The 18,510-nt window shown below is 72.5% G+C and carries 16 protein-coding genes; 6 read left to right on the forward strand and 10 right to left on the reverse strand.

What is annotated here, in order from left to right; genetic code table 11:
* Positions 1 to 3: 3 nt before the first annotated feature.
* The 5 genes from OIU81_RS13375 to OIU81_RS13395 all read right to left on the reverse strand — a co-directional run bounded on the left by OIU81_RS13375 (position 4) and on the right by OIU81_RS13395 (position 6,375).
* Positions 4 to 1,263 carry an amidohydrolase gene (locus OIU81_RS13375; protein ID WP_329155112.1) on the reverse strand — a complete coding sequence of 420 codons (1,260 nt, stop codon included), beginning with the start codon at positions 1,261 to 1,263 and terminating at the stop codon, positions 4 to 6.
* A gap of 237 nt (positions 1,264 to 1,500) precedes the next feature.
* The gene (locus OIU81_RS13380) at positions 1,501 to 2,607 is read right to left on the reverse strand and encodes a hypothetical protein (RefSeq protein WP_329155114.1); all 1,107 of its coding nucleotides are present in this window, start codon (positions 2,605 to 2,607) and stop codon (positions 1,501 to 1,503) included.
* Between the two features lie 128 nt (positions 2,608 to 2,735).
* On the reverse strand, positions 2,736 to 3,668 hold the full coding sequence (locus OIU81_RS13385) for an N-acetylneuraminate synthase family protein (protein WP_329147418.1): 933 nt from the start codon (positions 3,666 to 3,668) through the stop codon (positions 2,736 to 2,738).
* Between the two features lie 113 nt (positions 3,669 to 3,781).
* Positions 3,782 to 5,005 carry an acylneuraminate cytidylyltransferase gene (locus OIU81_RS13390; RefSeq protein WP_329147420.1) on the reverse strand — a complete coding sequence of 408 codons (1,224 nt, stop codon included), beginning with the start codon at positions 5,003 to 5,005 and terminating at the stop codon, positions 3,782 to 3,784.
* A gap of 29 nt (positions 5,006 to 5,034) precedes the next feature.
* Positions 5,035 to 6,375 (reverse strand): DUF6716 putative glycosyltransferase, encoded by a 1,341-nt coding sequence (locus OIU81_RS13395; RefSeq protein WP_443073982.1) that lies wholly within the window; start codon positions 6,373 to 6,375, stop codon positions 5,035 to 5,037.
* A gap of 188 nt (positions 6,376 to 6,563) precedes the next feature.
* Here OIU81_RS13395 and OIU81_RS13400 point away from each other — a divergent pair, with 188 nt between their 5' ends.
* From OIU81_RS13400 to OIU81_RS13410, 3 genes are read left to right on the forward strand one after another with little or no spacing between them, the layout of a single operon-like run.
* Entirely contained in the window at positions 6,564 to 7,541 is a 978-nt protein-coding gene (locus tag OIU81_RS13400) for a glycosyltransferase family 2 protein (protein WP_329147422.1), read from the forward strand.
* The gene (locus OIU81_RS13405; RefSeq protein ID WP_329147423.1) at positions 7,541 to 8,896 is read left to right on the forward strand and encodes an alpha-2,8-polysialyltransferase family protein; all 1,356 of its coding nucleotides are present in this window, start codon (positions 7,541 to 7,543) and stop codon (positions 8,894 to 8,896) included. The genes OIU81_RS13400 and OIU81_RS13405 overlap by 1 nt, the downstream gene beginning before the upstream one ends.
* Positions 8,893 to 10,053, forward strand: coding sequence for an acyltransferase family protein (locus OIU81_RS13410; protein WP_329147425.1), 1,161 nt, complete (start codon positions 8,893 to 8,895; stop codon positions 10,051 to 10,053). The genes OIU81_RS13405 and OIU81_RS13410 overlap by 4 nt, the downstream gene beginning before the upstream one ends.
* 51 nt (positions 10,054 to 10,104) lie before the next feature.
* Here OIU81_RS13410 and OIU81_RS13415 read toward each other — a convergent pair whose 3' ends face one another.
* Positions 10,105 to 10,785, reverse strand: coding sequence for a TetR/AcrR family transcriptional regulator C-terminal domain-containing protein (locus OIU81_RS13415; RefSeq protein WP_329147428.1), 681 nt, complete (start codon positions 10,783 to 10,785; stop codon positions 10,105 to 10,107).
* A 37-nt stretch (positions 10,786 to 10,822) separates the two neighbouring features.
* Here OIU81_RS13415 and OIU81_RS13420 point away from each other — a divergent pair, with 37 nt between their 5' ends.
* Positions 10,823 to 12,403 carry an FAD-dependent monooxygenase gene (locus tag OIU81_RS13420; RefSeq protein WP_329147430.1) on the forward strand — a complete coding sequence of 527 codons (1,581 nt, stop codon included), beginning with the start codon at positions 10,823 to 10,825 and terminating at the stop codon, positions 12,401 to 12,403.
* A gap of 119 nt (positions 12,404 to 12,522) precedes the next feature.
* Here OIU81_RS13420 and OIU81_RS13425 read toward each other — a convergent pair whose 3' ends face one another.
* Positions 12,523 to 13,920 (reverse strand): GntT/GntP/DsdX family permease, encoded by a 1,398-nt coding sequence (locus tag OIU81_RS13425; protein WP_329147432.1) that lies wholly within the window; start codon positions 13,918 to 13,920, stop codon positions 12,523 to 12,525.
* A gap of 93 nt (positions 13,921 to 14,013) precedes the next feature.
* Positions 14,014 to 14,505: a gluconokinase gene (locus OIU81_RS13430; protein ID WP_329155117.1), complete on the reverse strand. Its 492-nt coding sequence runs from the start codon at positions 14,503 to 14,505 to the stop codon at positions 14,014 to 14,016.
* A gap of 158 nt (positions 14,506 to 14,663) precedes the next feature.
* On the opposite strand from OIU81_RS13430, the gene OIU81_RS13435 reads away from it, so the two are divergent.
* Positions 14,664 to 15,365, forward strand: a complete 702-nt coding sequence (locus OIU81_RS13435; protein ID WP_329147433.1) for a FadR/GntR family transcriptional regulator — start codon at positions 14,664 to 14,666, stop codon at positions 15,363 to 15,365.
* Positions 15,366 to 15,387: 22 nt separating this feature from the next.
* On the opposite strand, the gene OIU81_RS13440 is transcribed toward OIU81_RS13435, so the two are convergent.
* Positions 15,388 to 15,600: a hypothetical protein gene (locus OIU81_RS13440; RefSeq protein WP_329147435.1), complete on the reverse strand. Its 213-nt coding sequence runs from the start codon at positions 15,598 to 15,600 to the stop codon at positions 15,388 to 15,390.
* A gap of 130 nt (positions 15,601 to 15,730) precedes the next feature.
* Positions 15,731 to 17,329, reverse strand: a complete 1,599-nt coding sequence (locus tag OIU81_RS13445; RefSeq protein WP_329147436.1) for an acyl-CoA mutase large subunit family protein — start codon at positions 17,327 to 17,329, stop codon at positions 15,731 to 15,733.
* A gap of 136 nt (positions 17,330 to 17,465) precedes the next feature.
* On the opposite strand from OIU81_RS13445, the gene OIU81_RS13450 reads away from it, so the two are divergent.
* Entirely contained in the window at positions 17,466 to 18,341 is an 876-nt protein-coding gene (locus OIU81_RS13450; protein WP_443073983.1) for a L,D-transpeptidase family protein, read from the forward strand.
* Positions 18,342 to 18,510 lie beyond the last annotated feature (169 nt).

Here is an 18,510-nt window from a genome sequence, read left to right on the forward strand (position 1 = left end):
CCCTCAGTCCGCGAGGTCCCCGTCGAGGAGCGCGCAGGCGGTGAAGAGTTCGACGCCCACCTTGATCGCTTGTTCGTCGACGTCGAAGTCGCCGCGGTGCAGGTCGCGGTGGGTGGTCTCGGTGGGTGGGTGGACGCCGAGGCGGGCCATGGCGCCGGGGACGTGTTCGAGGTACCAGGAGAAGTCCTCGCCGCCGAGGGACTGCTCGGTGTCCTCGATGGCGCCCTCGCCGCGGCGGGCGGCCATCGCGGAGTGCAGCAGCTGGACGGTGACCGGCTCGTTGACCACCGGCGGCACCCCGCGGACGTAGGTGATCTGCGACTTCGCGCCGTGCAGCGTGGCGACCTCGTCGATCGCCGCGTGGACCAGGTCCGGGGCCTGCCGCCAGGCGTCGAGGTCGAGGCAGCGGACGGTGCCGGAGAGTTCGGCGTGCTGCGGGATCACGTTGCAGGCGTGGCCGGAGGCCAGGCGGCCCCAGGTGACCGCGAGCCCGGCGCGGGCGTCGACCCGGCGGGAGAGCAGCGCGGGGACGTCGAGGGCGACCCGGGACGCGGCGGTGACCATATCGGTGGTCAGGTGCGGGCGGGCGGTGTGGCCGCCGGGGCCGTCGAGGCCGACCTCCAGCCGGTCGCAGGCGGAGGTGATCGCGCCCACCCGCAGTCCGATCCGGCCGGCGTCGACGCGCGGGTCGCAGTGGACGGCGAGGATCCGGCCGACGCCCTCCAGGACGCCGGACTCGATCGCGTCGGGGGCGCCGCCGGGCAGCACCTCCTCGGCGGGCTGGAAGATCAGGCGTACCGGGCGGGGCAGGGCGCCGGCGCGGGCGAGTTCGGCGAGGACCAGGCCGGCGCCGAGGACGACGGTGGTGTGGACGTCGTGACCGCAGGCGTGCGCCCGGCCGGAGATCGTCGAGGCGTAGGCGACCTTCTTGGTGTCCGGGATGGGCAGGGCGTCGATGTCCGCGCGCAGGGCCAGCAGGGGGCGGGCGGGGTCCGCGGCGAGGGCCCGGCCGTCGGCCGTGGCGTCCGGGGTGCCGATGTCGCACATCAGGCCGGTGCCGGTGGCCAGCACCCGCGGGCGCAGCCCGGCCCGCTCCAGCCGCTCCTTGAGCGCCGCGGTGGTCCGGAGCTCCTGGTTCCCGAGCTCGGGATGCATGTGCAAGTCGCGCCGGAACACGCTGAGTTCGGCGCGCAGCGCGTCGGGGAGCGCGCCGGGGAGCTGGTCCCCGGCGGGGGTACGGGCGGTGCCGGCATCGCGGGACATCAGATGGTTCACCTGGGGAAGGCTACGGGCCCCGATGGGGCAACTGTCCCTCGATCAACAAAAGTTCAGCCCGTTAGGGGAAGAAAATCTAGGCCGCTCGGCGCATGGACGGTTTATGCGAAGGGTATGCAGTAGGGCTTTGTGCGCGGTGCCGCCACCCTCAGTCCGCTCTCAGTCCGCGCTCAGTCCACCCTCCAACGGTCCGCAGCCGGTCCTCAGCCGGTCCGCAGCCGGTCCTCAGCCGGTGGCCATCCGCTGGGTGAAGGGCAGCCGCTGGACATCCCGGGCGGTGCCGGTGACCCCGTCGAGGAAGCCCTGCGCGCGCGGTGAGGCGTGGGCGGTCAGCCACTCCGGGTCGATGTCGCAGACCGCGACCTTGACCTCGGTGCCCCGCAGGGCGAGCGGCAGGGTGTGCACGACGGTGGAGGGGAAGCTGACGATCAGCCGCCCGATCGGGCCGCGCCGGGCGATCAGCTCCAGCGGCAGGTCCGGGCGGACGATCTCCAGACCGGTTTCGCCGGACAGCCGGCGCAGCTTCTCGGTGCTCTCCTTGCGGTGCGCGAAGTAGCGGGTGGCGCCGTGCGTACGGGCCAGGGCGCCGACCGCGGCCAGATAGCGGTCGGCGTCGACGACGCCGGTCTCCACCAGCGAGGTGCCGACGATGTCGGCGGCGCGGGTGAGCCGGGGCGGGCCGAAGCGGCCGCGGGTCCAGGCGAAGTCGTTGGTGGTGACCTCGACGCCCGGCGGCACCTCGACGGGCATGGAGCTGAACAGCCCGACGGTGCGCCGGCCGCCCTCGGGCGCGGGGGTCAGCCGGCGCCGGGCGGTGGCCGAGAACGGCGCGAAGGCCAGGTCCCGGGCGCCGCGCCCGCTGCCGCTGCGGTGCCAGCGCACCAGCCTTTCGCCGTGGGCGAGTTGGGAGATGAACTCCATGGTGGCGGTGCCGTCGTCGACCACGACCAGGTCACGCGCCCTGGTGAGGGTGAGCAGCAGCTGGACGTAGCGGGAGAACGGGTCACCGATGACGACGCGCCGGGCGCGGCGCAGCAGCGGGGTGAGGCCGCCGATGGTGCGCACCGGGGCGGTGGGGCCGCCGCGGGCCTCTTCCCAGCGCACCGCATGGCCTTCGTCGCGGGCGAGTTCGGCCATCCGGCGCAGCTGGCCGCGGGTCATCGGGTCGTGCGGGGAGAGCACGACGACGGTGAGCGCGGTGGCCTGTGCCGTGTGCGCCCATTCCAGGACGTTCAGCAGCTGCACCGGGCTCTCGACGAAGGCGAGGGTGCCCGTGCCGCGGGCGGTGGCGGCCCGGCCCCCGCCGGCGGTCCGGTGGCGCTGGCGCGGCACCCCCCGGAGACGACGGGCGGGAGAACCCGTCGTCTCCGGGGGCGGGACCTCGGCGCCGGGCGGGACGGGCTCGGCGCGGGCCCCTTCGGGTGAGCTCACCTTGGCTCCCGTCGGTTCGTCGGTGGTGCTCAGACAGCGGCCGGCTCGGCGGCCTCGGCCTCGGCCTCGGCGACCACACCGGCGACGCGGCGCAGCTTCTTCATCGGGCCGCGCTCGCTGTCGTAGACCTTCTTGACGCCGTCACCGAGGGACTCCTCGATGGTGCGGATGTCGCGGACCAGGCGGGACAGGCCGCCGGGCTCGACGGAGGCGGCCTGGTCGGAGCCCCACATGGCGCGGTCGAGGGTGATGTGGCGCTCGATGAAGGTGGCGCCGAGGGCGACCGCGGCCAGGGTGGTCTGCAGACCGGTCTCGTGGCCGCTGTAGCCGATCGGGACGTTGGGGTACTCGTCCTGCAGGGTGTTGATCATGCGCAGGTTGAGCTCCTCGGCCTTGGCCGGGTAGGTGCTGGTGGCGTGGCAGAGCAGGATGTTGTCGCTGCCCAGGACCTCGACGGCGTGCCGGATCTGCTTGGGGGTGGACATGCCCGTCGAGAGGATGACGGTGCGGCCGGTGGCGCGCATGGCGCGCAGCAGCTCGTCGTCGGTGAGCGAGGCGGAGGCGACCTTGTAGCAGGGCACGTCGAACTTCTCCAGGAAGGCGACGGACTCGACGTCCCACGGGGAGGCGAACCAGGCGATGCCGCGCTTCTTGCAGTACTCGTCGATGGCGCGGTAGCCGTCCTCGTCGAACTCCACGCGGTGGCGGTAGTCGATGTAGGTCATCCGGCCCCAGGGGGTGTCGCGCTCGATGTCCCACTGGTCGCGCGGGGTGCAGATCTCCGGGGTGCGCTTCTGGAACTTCACCGCGTCGCAGCCGGCGTCGGCGGCGGCGTCGATCAGCGCGAAGGCGTTCTCCAGGTCGCCGTTGTGGTTGATGCCGATCTCGCCGGTGACGTAGACGGGGCGGCCGGGGCCGGCCTCGCGGGCGCCGAGGGTGCGGAGGCGGGAGGTGTTGCTCATGGGGAGATTCCTTCGTGTCGATCAGGGGATGTGCGGGGGGGACTTGGGGTTACGGGGGTTACTGGGGTGACGGGGACGGGCGGGTGGGAGTCACAGGGCCGGGTGGGTGGGAGTCACAGGGACGGGCCCAGGAGCCAGGCGGCGATCTCGCGGATGGCGCCGCTGCCGCCGGGCGTCGCGGTGACCGCGCGGGCCGCGCCGCGCACCACGTCGTGTGCGTTCGCGACCGCCACGGGCCAGCCGACGAGGTCGAAGCACGGCAGGTCGTTGACGTCGTTGCCGACGTAGAGCACGCGCTCGGGCGCGATGCCGGCTTCCTCGCACCACTGCTTGAGGGCGAGGTCCTTGCGGTCGATGCCGTGCAGGACGGGCACCCGCAGCTTGCGGGCCCGGGCGGCGACGACCGGGTTGGTCTCGGTGGACAGGATCAGCAGCTTCAGCTCCGCCTTGCGCAGGGCGGCGATGCCGAGGCCGTCGCCGCGGTGGACCGCGACGATCTCCCGTCCGTCGGCGTCGATCAGCACCCGGTCGTCGGTCTGGGTGCCGTCGAAGTCGAGGACGACGGCGTCGATGTCGTCCCTGGTCGGCAGGGCGCCGGGGCGAGGGGCGTCCAGCAGCGGGGCCAGTGCGCGGGCGCGGGCCAGCTCGTGCGGGTCGTCGATCTCCAGCACCCGGGCGGGGTCGGTGCGGACGAGTTCGGTGCGGCCGAAGAAGCGGTGGCCGCCGGCGCGGAAGCCGGCCGCGTCCATCGCGTAGGCGGCGCCGGTCTCCAGCAGGTCCTGGGGGCGGTCCTGGCGCCGCGGCCGGAAGGACTTGTCGTGGTTGACGCCATGGCCGCCGTCGGTGGCGGCGTCCGCGCCGGAGACGGCCCGTTCGGTGGATTCGGCGGGTTCGGCGTCGCGCCAGACGAAGCCGTGGAAGGGGGCGACGGTCAGCGCGCTGTCGGCGCCGCCCTCGACGACCGCCGCGGCCACCCCGTCGATGTCCTCACGGACGAGGAAGGGGCTGGTGCACTGGACCAGCAGCACCGCGTCGACCGTGGTGTGCTGCTCGCTCTCGTAGGCGTCCATGGCGTGCAGGACGGCGGCCTCGCTGGTGGCGGTGTCGCCGGCGATGTCGCCGGGGCGGCGGACGACGAGGGCTCCGGCGCCGCGGGCGGCGGCCGCGATCCCGGCGTCGTCGGTGGAGACGACGACATCGGTGACCAGGCGGGCGGCGCGGCACTCACGGACCGCGCGGGCCACCAGGGGCACTCCCCCGACGGCGGCGAGGTTCTTGGCGGGTACGCCCTTGGATCCGCCGCGGGCGGGGATGACGGCCACAACAGTGGGTGGCATTGCGGGCTCCTCGGTAGGGCTCGGGGCGGTCACAGCTGCCCCCAGCGGCGGATGGCGGGGGCGACGCGCTGGACGCCGTGGCGGTAGGCGCCGCGGGCGGCCTCGCGGACCGTCTCGCGGGCGACCCTGCGCAGTCCGCCGGTCTCCTCGGGGGCCTGGTCGTATCCGGCGAGCGGCTCGCCGTGCGGGTCGAGGCCGTGCCGGGCGAGGAGGCCGGGGAGGTAGCCGGGGGCGGTGCGGGGTGTGTAGTAGGGGGCGAGCGGCGGCAGCAGGCCGGCCTCGCGCAGCACGGTGACCCGGGCGCGGGCGGCGTCGAAGGCCTTGTCGTAACTGCCGTCGGCGGCTACTCCCTGCCGGGCCAGCCACTGACCGTCGGGCTCGGGGCGGTGGCCGGCGTCCAGCTCGTCCCAGGAGGCCAGGCAGCCGGAGCCGAGGAAGTGGTGGTTGCCGAGGGCCTCGCGGACGCCGAGGTCGGTGAGGACGGCGGTGGGGATGCCGCGGTGCAGGGATTCCAGGGCGGCGGTCGAACTGACCGTGACCATCAGGTCGGTGCGGTCCAGGACCTCGCCCATGTTGCCGTACACCAGGCGGCAGTTGGCGGGCAGTCCGCCGGGCACCTTGGCGGCGAGCTTCTGGTAGGGCAGTTCCTCGATGTGGGTGGTGTGCTCGCCCGGCTTGCTGCGGAGCTTGATCAGCACCTCGCGGCCGGGGTGCGTGCGGGCGTGCTCCACCGCCCTGCGCAGCAGGTAGCCGCGGTCCGCGCGGCTCTCCGGGACGGAGGGCTGGGCGGCGAACACCACGGTGTAGGGGGCGTGTTCGCCGGTGTACCGCTCGCCGCCGAGGAAGGGCAGGGCGCATTCGACGACGCTGTGGTCGTCGGCGCCGACGCCGCGGTAGACCTCGCGGAACCGGTCCGCGTCGTGCCGGGAGTTGGCGAGCACGACATCGGCGCCGTGCCGCAGCAACAGCCCGTCGGCGAGCTTCTCGTAGACCACTCCGACGTAGCCGGTGACGACGACGGGGCGGTGCTGCCCGGTGGCGGCGTCCGGTGTCCCGGCGCTCCAGGCGCGGGCCAGGCCGTGCAGCATCGCCTGCACCGCTCCGCCCACGCAGGCCAGCACGATGACGTCATAGCGCGTACGGTCGAGGGACCGCACGAAGTCGACGCCCCTGATTTCGCGCAGCGAGTCCGCACGGGCGCCGACCTCGTCGAGCTGGCGGACCGTGGGGGTGGCGCGGCCGCGGAGGAGGTACCCGTCGAGTCGAATGTCCGATTGGATTCGGTACGCTGTCAAAGCGCCCCATTTCCACCGGGTGTCCGAGTCGGCGAGCACGGCGACTCGCGGCGTGGAATCGGTACGTGATGGCACATCGAAGACGCTAGGAAGGCATTCCGTTTGGCGGACCAACTGGGCCGCAACAAACGGTTAACAGCGGGTCGACGAATGACGAACCGGCCCGATTGTCGGTCTGGTTAACCATCCCGCCATTCTTCGTTCACCCTGGGGTCCGCACCCCGTAAAGACGAATGCCGGGCTCCGCGCCTAACGTCACCCAGGTGGTTAAGCTCTCCGTCATCGTGCCGTTCTACAACGTGCAGACATACGCGCCCGACACCCTGAAAAGCCTGGCGGCCAACGCCCGCGAGGATTTTGAATTCCTGCTCGTCGACGACTGCTCGCGCGACGAGACCCCGGACATCCTCGCGCGCGCCGAGCGTGAGCTGCCGGGCGCCAGACTGCTGCGGCACACACAGAACGGCGGTCTGGCCACCGCCCGCAACACCGGCCTGGACGCGGCCCGCGGCGAATACGTCACCTTCCTGGACGGCGACGACTGGCTCGCCCCCGGCTATTACCCCCGCCTCCTCTCCGCCATCGAGGGGCTGGGGTGTGACTTCGTCCGCACGGACCATGTGCAGTGCACCGCCCGGGCGCGCACGGTCCACCGGGTTCCGCACGGCCGGCGCGGGGTGGTGCTGGACCCGCGCGCGGTGATCCTGCCGGCCGACCGCTCCACCTCCGTCGACTACGCCTACGCCTGGGCCGGGATGTACCACCGCCGGCTGCTGGACGACGGGGTGCTGCACTTCAAGGACGGGCTGCGCACCGCGGAGGACCGGCCGTGGATCTGGCGGCTGCACCGCGAGGCCGCCTCCATGGCGGTGGTCGGCCTGCTCGGCGTCTTCTACCGGCGCGGAGTGGCGTCCTCGCTGACCCAGATCGGAGATGTGCGGCAATTGGACTTCATCCGCGCCTTCGATCAGGTGATCGAGGAAACCGCCCAAGATCGCGATGCGGAATTCCTGCTGCCCAAGGCGGTGCGCACCTATTGCGCGATCATTTCCCACCACCTCGGTTCGATCGAACGTTTCGAACCGCAGGTCGCCCGTAAATTGCGCGCGATGAGCGCAGCGGCCATGAAACGCATGCCGCAGGACGTACTGAAGGAAGCCCTGGATTCCATGGATGTGCAGCGCGCGTCCCGGCTGCGGCGGCTGCGCCGCCGCCCGGTCCCGGCGGAGGTCGCCGCCTGATGTCCACCCGGCCCCGTACCCAGATCTTCATGGCGTCCACGCTCTACGGCGCGGCGACGCTCGCCGCCGCGCTGGACGCCGACTGCTTCGCCCCGGCCGACCGCCGGCTGCTGCTGGTCAGCAACAACGCGACGACCCCGGAGACCAGCGCCGCCCTGGACACCATGCCCGGCTTCGAGCGGCTGCGCGGCCGCTTCGACCGGGTGCTGTCCTGGAACGAGACGATCAGCCCGTTCCACCCCGGCGGCTGGTCCCCGCGCGCGGACGACGCCCCGCTGTGGGAGCGGCATCTGCGGCTGCTGTGGGACCTGGGCGACGACCACGTCGAGCTGGTCGTGGAGTCCATCCAGGTCAACCCGGCGTTGGCCCTCGCCCAGCTGTTCCCGGACGCGCCGATCGACGTCTACGCCGACGGCCTGATGAGCTACGGCCCCACCCGCAACAAGCTCGACCCGCTGATCGGCACCCGGATCAACCGGCTGCTGCACCTGGACCTGGTCCCGGGCCTGACGCCGCTGCTGCTGACCGAGTTCGAGGTCGAGCCGCAGACCGTGCCGGCCGACGCCTTCACCAAGGTGCTGTCCGAACTCTCCGACGCCAGCGGGGAGCTGGCCGTCCCGGAGGGCGCCGCGCTGCTGCTCGGCCAGTACCTCTCCGCACTGGGCATCCTCACTCCCGAGGAGGAAGAGGAGCTGCACGTACGGATGCTGCGCGGCGCGGCCGAGCGCGGCCACCGCGAGATCGTCTTCAAGCCGCACCCGTCCGCCCCGGCCCGCTGGTCGCGGCTGCTGGAGCGGGAGGCGGAGAAGCTGGACCTCGCGCTGACCGTGCTGGAGCGTCCGGTGCCGGCCGAGGTGCTCTACCAGCGGATGCGGCCCGCGCTGGTCGTCGGCTGCTTCTCCACCGCACTGCTGACCGCGGCCACCTTCTACGGCCTGCCGACCGCGCGCACCGGCACCGGTCTGCTGCTGGAGCGGCTCGCCCCGTACCAGAACAGCAACCGCATCCCGGTCACGCTCGTGGACGCGCTGGTGCCCGACCTGGGCGACCGCAGCGAGCGCCCGCGCGCCTTCGCCACCGCGGACAGCGTCGGGGGCCTGGTCACCGCGGTCGGCTATGCGATGCAGCACCAGATGTACCCGCAGCTGCGGCCGCACGCCGAGCGCTATCTCGCGGGCGGTCTCGACCAGTTCACCTGGCGCTACTTCAAGCGCCGCCGGCTGACCGCACTGGCGCTGCCCGGCGCGATCCCCTCGCAGCTGTCGTTCATCCCGCGCAACGCCACCGTCCGCCGGGTCGCCCGCCGGGCGCGCGCGGTGCAGCGGCGGCTGAAGAAGCGGGCCGCGTTCGGATGACCGCCTCCCAGCTGACGCCCGGCGCGCCACCCGTCACGCCGGTCGCCGTCGCCGCCCCGGGGCCCGCGATACGGGGGCGCAGCCGTGGCGGGTCGTCGCGGCTGCGCGCCCTGGACGGGCTGCGGCTGCTCGCCGCGCTGATGGTCGCCGCGTACCACTACGCGGGGCGCAGCGGCGAGATATCCCACGCCTGGGGCGGCTCGCCCGCCCACCAATTCCCCACCCTGGCACCCCTGTTCGCCTATGGCTGTCTGGGCGTCCAGATCTTCTTCGTGATCAGCGGCTTCGTCATCTGCCTCAGCGGCTGGGGCCGGACGCTGCGCGCCTTCCTCGCCTCCCGCATCTCCCGCCTCTACCCGGCGTACTGGGCCGCGATCCTCCTGATCACCGCGGTCTTCGCGCTTCCCTGGGTCGCCTACAAGACGCTGCCGCCCAGCGAGGTGCTCACCAATCTGACGATGCTGCAACAGCCGTTGGGCGTGGACCGGGTGCTGGGCGTGTGCTGGACCCTCTGGGCGGAGATGCGGTTCTACGCCCTCTTCGCGCTCTGCGTCGTCCTGCCGGGTGCCACCCGCGGCCGGGTGGTGCTCTTCTGCGCCGGCTGGACGCTGGCCGCCGCCCTCGCCCAGGCCGCGCACGAGCCCTTCCTCGACACCGTGCTGATGCCCGAGTACGCCCCGTTCTTCATCGGCGGCATCGGGCTGTACCTGCTGCACCGCTACGGTGCCCGCGACCCGATCGCCTGGGCGATAGTGCTGGTCAGCTGGCTGGTCGGGCAGCATTACGCGGTCGCCGGGCTCTGGCACGCGCCGTCGGTCACCGCGTTCTCCTACCGCTCGACGGCCGGCATCATCGCCGTCGTCACACTCGGCTTCGCCCTCGTCGCGGCCGTCGCCCTGGGCCTGCTGCGCTGGGCGAACTGGCGCTGGCTGACCGTCGCGGGCGCGCTGACGTACCCGTTCTATCTCGTCCATGAACACCTGGGCTGGGTGGTCGTGCGCGCCCTGCACCACACCCTCGGCCTGCCCTCGTACGCCACGCTGCTCGGGACGGTGGGGCTGATGCTGCTGCTGGCGTGGCTGCTGCACCGCTTCCTGGAGCGCCCGCTGACACCGGTGCTCAAGCGCGCGATCGATCCCCGGCGCCCCGCGGTGTGACGTCCGGCCGGGGGCGCGCGGCCCGCACCGGCCCCCCGGCCGTCCGTACGCCTACCTCCCGGTCGTCACCTCGACGCCGGCCACGATGATCCGCAGCCCCTCCTCGAAGCCGCGCTCCAGGTCACCGAACATCTCGTCACCCGCCCGCACCGCCAGCGGATACCGCTCACCGAGCTGCTGCGAGCGGCTCTGCAGGTCGTAGGCCGGATCGCGGCTCTCCGGGCGGCGATCCGCCGGATCGCCCGGGTCCGGATAGACGGACTGCTCCTCGATCACCACGCCGACGGTGTAGTGGTAGGCGGTCCACCACGCCCGCGTCGCCTGGTGCACCGAGAAGCCCGCCGCCGTGAGCCGGCGCAGGAGTGCGTCCAGCGGCACGGCGTAGCTCTCGTCGGTCATCCGGGTGCCGCTGAAGACCTTGCCGCCGTCGCGATAGCCGAGCAGCTCGCGGCGCAGCGCCCGGCAGCTGGCGGACAGGGCCTCCTGCCAGGTCTCGCCGAGGGCCGTCCACCCGGGATCCGTCACCGTCAGCGACGCGGTCATCCGCCGGAGCATCTCGGTCGCCATCTCGTCCAGCAGCTCTTGTTTGTTCTTGAAGTGCCAATACAGGGCGGGAGCCTGGACGTTCAGCTCCTTGGCGATGCGGCGCAGGGTGAGCCCGTCGAGGCCCATCTCGTTCAGCAGCCGCAGGGCGGTGTCCACCACCTGTTTCCGGTCGATGCGAGAAACCATGTTGACAACTTAACACCGTTAAGGTCATGCTCGGAACATGGAATTTAACAACGTTAAGGACAGTGTCGGTCCGGCGGACGGCGCGGCGGACGACCTTCCCGCGACCGTCGACGTACTGATCGCCGGCGGGGGCCCGACCGGCATCGCGCTCGGCATCGACCTCGCCCGGCGCGGGGTGCGCGCGCTGATCGTCGAGCGGCAGGACCGCCTCTCCCCCGGCGCCCGCGGCACGGGTCTGCAGCCGCGCAGCCAGGAGGTCTACGAGGACCTCGGAGTGCTGGACGCGATCCGCGAGGTCGGCGGCCGCTACCCGCCGATCGCCCTGTGGGAGGACGGCCGGATCACCGAGGTCCACGAGATGATCGAGCGGGTCGACCCCACGCCCGACGCGCCCCACTCGAACGCGCTGATGGTGCCGCAGTTCCGCAACCTGGAGGCGCTCCACGCACGGCTGACGGAGCTCGGCGGCAGCGTGCTCTTCGGCACCGAACTCACCGAATTCACCCAGGACCCGGACGGGGTGACGGCCCGTCTGCGGCGGGACGACGGGACGGAACACACCGTGCGGGCCGCCTATCTGGTCGCCGCCGACGGCGGGCGCAGCACCGTGCGCCGGGCGCTGGGCACCGCGATGAGCGGCCCGGACCTGGAGCCCGGCGTCGCCCTCCTCGCCGATGTGCGGGTCGACGGCCTCGACCGGGACCACTGGCATCGCTGGATCCTGCCGACCGGCGGCTTCCTCACCCTGCTCCCGCTCGCTGGCACCGACCTCTTCCAGACCATGATCGCGGGCCCCGTCGGGACGACTGCCGCCTCGCCGGAGACCGTCCGCGCGCTGCTCTCGCAGCACACCCATCTGGCGGCCGGGCAGATCCGCGAGGTGGTGTGGACCTCGCTCTTCCGCCCCCGCGCGGGCATGGCCGACAGCTACCGCGAGGGCCGGGCCTTCCTCGCCGGCGACGCCGCGCACGTGCACTCCCCGGCGGGCGGCCAGGGCCTGAACACCAGCGTGCAGGACGCCTACAACCTCGGCTGGAAGCTCGGCCTGGTGCTGCGTCACGGCGCCCCCGACGCCCTGCTCGACAGCTACGGCGCCGAGCGCCGGCCGATCGCCGCGGACATCCTCGACACCAGCACCCGGCTGCACCGCTCCGGCAGCCTGCGCCGCAGCCGGGATCTGCACCAGCTCGGCATCGGCTACCCCGACAGCCCGCTGTCGCGGGAGCTGCGGACGGACCTCGCGGCGGGCGTGCCGGTCGCCGGCGACCGGGCCCCCGACGCCCCGTGCCGCACGGCCGACGGCCGGCCCACCCGGCTCTTCGACGCCTTCCGGGGCCCGCACTTCACCCTGCTCGTCCTGGGCGACGCCGCGCTGGACGAGACCGCGCTGCCCGCCGACCCCGCCCTGCTGCGGATCGTCCGCGTCGGCGGACCGGACGCCGATCTGCTCGACGCCGACGGCCATGTCCGCGACGCCTACGGCAGCGGCCCGGCCGTCCTCCTGATCCGCCCCGACGGCTATCTCGCCCTCGGCGCCCCGGCCGGGGACGCCACGGCTCAGGTGTCCGCCGCCCTGGCGGACATCATCGGCACGGCCGCCCTCCAGCCGGCCGGATGACCTCGTGCGCACGAGGCCGCACCGGCGGAGCTGTGCCGGTGCGGCCTCGTGGCCGGGGAACGGGCGCCTTGAGGGGGGTGGGGCGCCCGGGGCGTCGACCGCCCTGCGGGACCGGGGCGCTACAGGACCAGTGACAGCAGCAGGATGCAGACGATCCCGACGACCGAGATCAGCGTCTCCATCACCGACCAGGTCTTCAGCGTCTGTCCGACGCTCAGGCCGAAGTACTCCTTGACCAGCCAGAATCCGGCGTCGTTGACATGGCTGAAGAACAGCGACCCGGCCCCGATGGCCAGCACCAACAGCGCGGCGTGGGTGGTGCTCATGTCCGCGGCGAGCGGGGCGGCCAGCCCGGCGGCGGAGATGGTGGCCACCGTCGCGGAGCCGGTCGCGAGCCGGATGGCGACCGCGATCAGCCAGGCCAGCAGCAGCGCGGAGACGTGCCAGCCCTTGGAGAGGTCCAGGATCATCTGGCCCACGCCGGCGTCCACCAGCGTCTGCTTGAAGCCGCCGCCCGCGCCCACGATCAGCACCACACCGGCGATCGGGCCCAGCGACTTCTCCACGGTCGTGGCGATCCGGCCGCGGGTGAAGCCGGCCGCCCGCCCCAGCGTGAACATCGCGACGATGACGGCGGTCAGCAGCGCGATCAGCGGCGAGCCGACGACGTCGAAGATCCGCTGTACCCCGGCCCCGGGGTCGTCGACGACGATGTCCACCAGCGCCTTGGCCAGCATCATCACCACCGGCAGCAGCACGGTGGCCACCGTGATCCCGAAGCCGGGCCGCTTCGCCAGGTCGTCGGTGCCGCGCTCGGGCACCAGGTTCTCGGGCGGGCGGACGTCCACCCAGCGGGCCGCGTAACGGGAGAAGACCGGGCCGGCGATGATCGCGGTCGGGACGGCGACGACGACACCGAGCGCGAGGGTGACACCGAGGTTGGCGCCGACCGCGTCGATCGCCGCCAGCGGCCCGGGGTGCGGCGGGATCAGCCCGTGCATGACGGACAGTCCGGCCAGCGCCGGGATGCCGATCCGCATCAGCGAGAAGTTGCCGCGCCGGGCGACCAGCAGCACCACCGGGATCAGCAGCACGATGCCGACCTCGAAGAAGATCGGCAGCCCGACGATGCCGGCGATCAGCACCATCGCCCAGGGCATCGCCCCCCGGCCCGCCTTCGCCAGGATCGTGTCGACGATCTGGTCCGCGCCGCCGGAGTCGGCGAGCAGCCGCCCGAGTACGGCACCCAGCGCGATCAGCACTCCGGTGCCCGCGACCGTCGTGCCAAGCCCCGTGGTGAAGCTGGTGATGGCCTTGTCGAGCGGCGCACCGGCCACCGCGCCGAGCACCAGCGAGCCGACGATCAACGACAGGAAGGCATGCAGTTTGCACTTGGTGATGAGCAGGACGATGACGGCTATGCCGGCCAGGACGGCGATGCCCAGCTGCGCGTGACCGGCCGAGGTGATCGGCTCGGTCGCATCCGCTGCGAGCATCTCCACGCTGAGATGTGTCACGGCGATTCCCTTGGTTGGACGGAGGGGGAAGCAGGGAGAGGGTGCTGCGGTGGGGGGTGGTGCGGGTGTGAGGGGTGGTGCGGGTGTGGGGGGTTATCCGGCCGGTGCGGTCCTCGCGCGCAGCGCGCTGACGGCCCGTCCGGCGATCTGCCGCGGGGTGCCGGTCACGTCCACGGCGACGCCCGCCTCGTCGCGCCCGAGCGGTTCGAGCGTGGCGAACTGGGAGTCCAGCAGCGCGGCCGGCATGAAGTGGCCGGTGCGCTCGGCCATCCGCGCCCCGATCAGCGCACGGTCCCCGGTGAGGTGCAGAAAGACGAGGCCGGGGGCGGCGGCGCGCAGCCGGTCGCGGTAGCCGCGCTTGAGCGCGGAGCTGCTGACCACCCCGCCCTGCCCGGCCCGCCCGTGCGCCCAGGCGCCGATGGCGTCCAGCCAGGGGCCGCGGTCGTGATCGTCCAGCGGGATGCCGGCCGACATCTTGGCGATGTTCGCCGGCGGATGGAAGTCGTCACCCTCGGCGTAGGGGACGCCCAGTGCGGCGGCCACCAGCGGGCCGATCGTGGTCTTGCCGGTGCCGGCCACACCCATCACGACGATCACGTCGGGCTGCTCATCCCGTGGTACCTCGCTGTCCTCATCGACCCGCTGCGGACCCCACTGAAACCCATTAGGTACGACGTATTCAAGAGCCTGTGATGCAAACGTCATACTTAATTGGCCGGGGTGCGGGAACGTAGGCTTGGCCCATGGAAAACGAGGGGAAGGGACTGCACGCCCGTGTACTGGAGTCCCTCGGACCCGCGATCACCGCGGGCGACTACCCTCCGGGCACGGTCTTGCGCACGGACGAGCTGGAGCAGCGCTTCGACGTCTCCCGCACGGTCATCCGCGAGGCGGTCCGGGTACTGGAATCCATGCAGCTGGTCGCCTCCCGGCGCCGGGTGGGCGTGACCGTCCGGCCCACCGAGGAGTGGAACGTCTACGACCCGCGGGTGATCGGCTGGCGGCTGGCCGGCCGGGACCGCCCCCGTCAGCTGCGCTCACTGACCGTGCTGCGCTCGGCCGTCGAACCGGTCGCCGCGGGCCTGGCCGCCCGGCACGCCACCCCCGCGCAGTGTGCCGAACTCACCGAGCACGCCATGGGGATGGTCGCCACCTCCCGCGGCCAGCAGCTCGACGGCTATCTGGTCCACGACGTGGCCTTCCACCGGATCGTGCTGACCGCCTCCGGCAACGAGATGTTCGCGCGCCTCGGCGAGGTGGTCGCCGCCGTCCTGACCGGCCGCACCCAGCACCATGTGATGTTCACCGACCCCGACCCGGCCGCGGTCACCCTGCACGTACAGGTCGCGGAGGCGGTACGCATCGGCGACTCGGCCCGGGCCGAGTCCCTCACCCGTGAGATCACCGCCGGCGCCCTGGCCGAACTGGACGTCCTCGCCCCGTAGTTGCCCCCCTCCCGGGCCCGCCTCAGAACAGCGGCTGCTGGCCCGGCATCGGCGGCTCCTCCGGGTCGAAGAGCTTCTCCGCCGGCGCCATCATCGGCGCGATCCGGCGCGAGCCCGGGCAGGAGATCAGCTCCAGCACCGTCCGCCGCCCCGGCGGGTCATGACGGGCGAAACGTCCGCCGACAACGGCGATCTCTCGAGTACAGACGGGGCACACACGGCGGGGTGACGACATACCCACAGTCTGACGCAGCCGCCGCCGGGGTTCACAAGCTGCCGCCCCGGCGGACGCCCGCGCTCCGGCGTACGACGAGCGCCGCAGTCCGGAAGCGGCCGCGGCCCGGGGTCACTTGCCTGCCTCCCCCTCAGAACGCATCCGTCGGCATATACGTCCCCCACACCTCCCGCAGCGCCTCGCACACCTCACCCACCGTCGCGCGTGCCCGTAGTGCCTCGCGCATCGGGGGGAGGACGTTGTCCGTGCCTTCGGCGGTCTTGCGCAGGGTGTCGAGGGCGGTGGTGACCGTGCGGGTGGCGCGGCGGTCGCGGAGCAGGGAGAGCCGTTCGACCTGGCGGGCCTCGATCTCGGGGTCGACCCGCAGGGGTTCGTAGGGTTCCTCCTCGTCCAGCTGGAAGCGGTTGACGCCGACGACGATGCGGTCGCCGGCGTCGGTCTCCTGGGCGAGGCGGTAGGCGTTGCGCTCGATCTCTTCCTTCTGGAAGCCGCATTCGATGGCGGCCACCGCCCCGCCCAAGTCCTCCACCCGCCGCATGAGCGCAACGGCCTCGTCCTCCACGTCGTCGGTCATCGACTCGACGGCGTAGGAGCCGGCGAACGGGTCGACGGTGGCGGTCACATCGGTCTCGTACGCCAGCACCTGCTGGGTGCGCAGGGCGAGCCGGGCCGCCTTGTCCGTGGGCAGCGCGATGGCCTCGTCGAAGGAGTTGGTGTGCAGTGACTGGGTGCCGCCGAGGACGGCGGCGAGCCCCTGGACGGTGACCCGGGCGAGGTTCACCTCCGGCTGCTGGGCGGTGAGCTGCACGCCCGCGGTCTGGGTGTGGAACCGCAGCATCATCGACTTGGGGTTGCGCGCGCCGAACTCCTCCCGCATCACCCGGGCCCAGATCCTGCGCGCGGCACGGAACTTGGCGACCTCTTCGAGCAGCGTCGTGCGGGAGACGAAGAAGAACGACAGCCGGGGCGCGAAGTCGTCGATCTCCATGCCGGCGGCCACGGCGGTGCGTACATAGGCGATGCCGTTGGCGAGCGTGAAGGCGATCTCCTGCGCGGGCGAGGCGCCGGCCTCGGCCATGTGGTAGCCGGAGATGGAGATGGTGTTCCACCGGGGGATCTCGGCACGGCAGTACTGGAAGATGTCCGCGGTCAGCCGCAGGGAGGGCTCCGGCGGGAAGATGTAGGTGCCCCGGGCGATGTACTCCTTGAGCACGTCGTTCTGGATGGTCCCGTTCAGCCGGTCGGCCCGCACCCCTTCCTCCTCCCCCACCAGTTGGTAGAGGAGCAGCAGCAGCGCGGCGGGCGCGTTGATCGTCATCGAGGTCGACACCTTGTCCAGCGGGATGCCGCCGAACAGCACCCGCATGTCCTCGACGGAGTCGATGGCCACCCCGACCTTGCCGACCTCGCCCGAGGCGATCGGGGTGTCGGAGTCGTGCCCCATCTGCGTGGGGAGGTCGAAGGCGACCGACAGGCCCGTGGTGCCGTGCGCGATCAGCTGCCGGTAGCGGGCGTTGGATTCGCGCGCGGTGCCGAAGCCGGCGTACTGGCGCATCGTCCAGGGCCGTCCGGTGTACATCGACGGATAGACGCCGCGGGTGAAGGGGTAGCCGCCGGGCTCGCCGAGCCGGCGCTCCGGATCCCAGCCGTCCCGTGCCTGCGGCCCGTACACCGGCTCGATGGGCAGACCGCTCTCGCTGTACCGGACAGTGCCCGACTCGTGCGCCATGGGTGCATGCCTCCCACTGGGTGACCGATATCCGGTGTGGTGGTCTTTGTCCACAGCATGCCCGCAGGTTCGCCGCGCCGCAGCACTGGGCAGAGTCACCGGTGGCCGGTCGGCCCACCGAGATCCGGGGGTGCGCATGCAGCGCAGCAGGGGAAGACGTACGGCGCCCGCGATGGCGGCGATGCTGGTGGTGGCGGCGCTCGCGGTGGGCTGCCGCCCGGTGACGGTCACCGGAGCGCCGGACGGCAAGCTCGCCCGTTACGCCCCCACCACGCCCGCTCCCCCGCCGCTCGGCCGGCACGGTCCCCCCGCTCCGCACTCCACCCCGTCGCGCGCCCCGTACAAGCCCCCTCGCGCCCCGCATCGTGCGCCGCGGGCCGCCGGGCCGCTGCCGGCACCCGGCTCACACGGCGCGCGGGTCCGCGAACTCCAGGCGCGACTCGCCCAGCTGGGTCTCTTCGGCCGCGCCCCGACGGGTTCCTACGCCGTGGTCACCGCGTCCGCGGTGCGTGGTTTCCAGCGGCGGCAGGGCCTGCCCCGTACGGGTGCCGTGCAGCCCGCGGCCTGGCTCGCCCTGCGCTCGCAGACCCGCCGGCCCACGCATGCGGAGCTCTATCCGCCCACCGCCCGGCCGGTCGGCGCCCTGGACCCACGCTGTATGAGGGGCCGGGTGATCTGCATCAGCAAGCGGAGCGACACCCTCGCGTGGGTGGTCGACGGCCGGATCGTCTCGGCGATGGATGTCCGCTTCGGCTCGCAGTACACGCCCACCCGCGAGGGCACGTTCGCCCTCACGTTCAAGAGCCGCCACCATGTCTCGACGCTCTACCACACGGCCATGCCGTACGCGATGTTCTTCAGCGGCGGCCAGGCCGTCCACTACTCCGCGGACTTCGCCGCCCGCGGCTACCGCGGCGCCTCACACGGCTGCGTCAACGTCCGGGACAAGAGAAAAGTCGCCGCCCTGTTCGAGGCCACAAGGAAAGGCACCAAGGTCGTGATCTCCCCCTAGCCCACCACCCGCACGCAACGCCACGGGCCCAGCCCTCGAACTCAGTGACCGAAGCGAAATTGAGCAACCCCCACCACGGGGACCACATCCGCGAAAGCGGCGCCGGATTAGGCGCAAAGGGAGGGGCGCCGGCTCAGGCGCAAAGGAAGGGCGCCGGCTCGGGCGCAAA

Source organism: Streptomyces sp. NBC_01454, from assembly GCF_036227565.1.
In the GTDB taxonomy this organism is placed as follows: Bacteria; Actinomycetota; Actinomycetes; order Streptomycetales; family Streptomycetaceae; genus Streptomyces.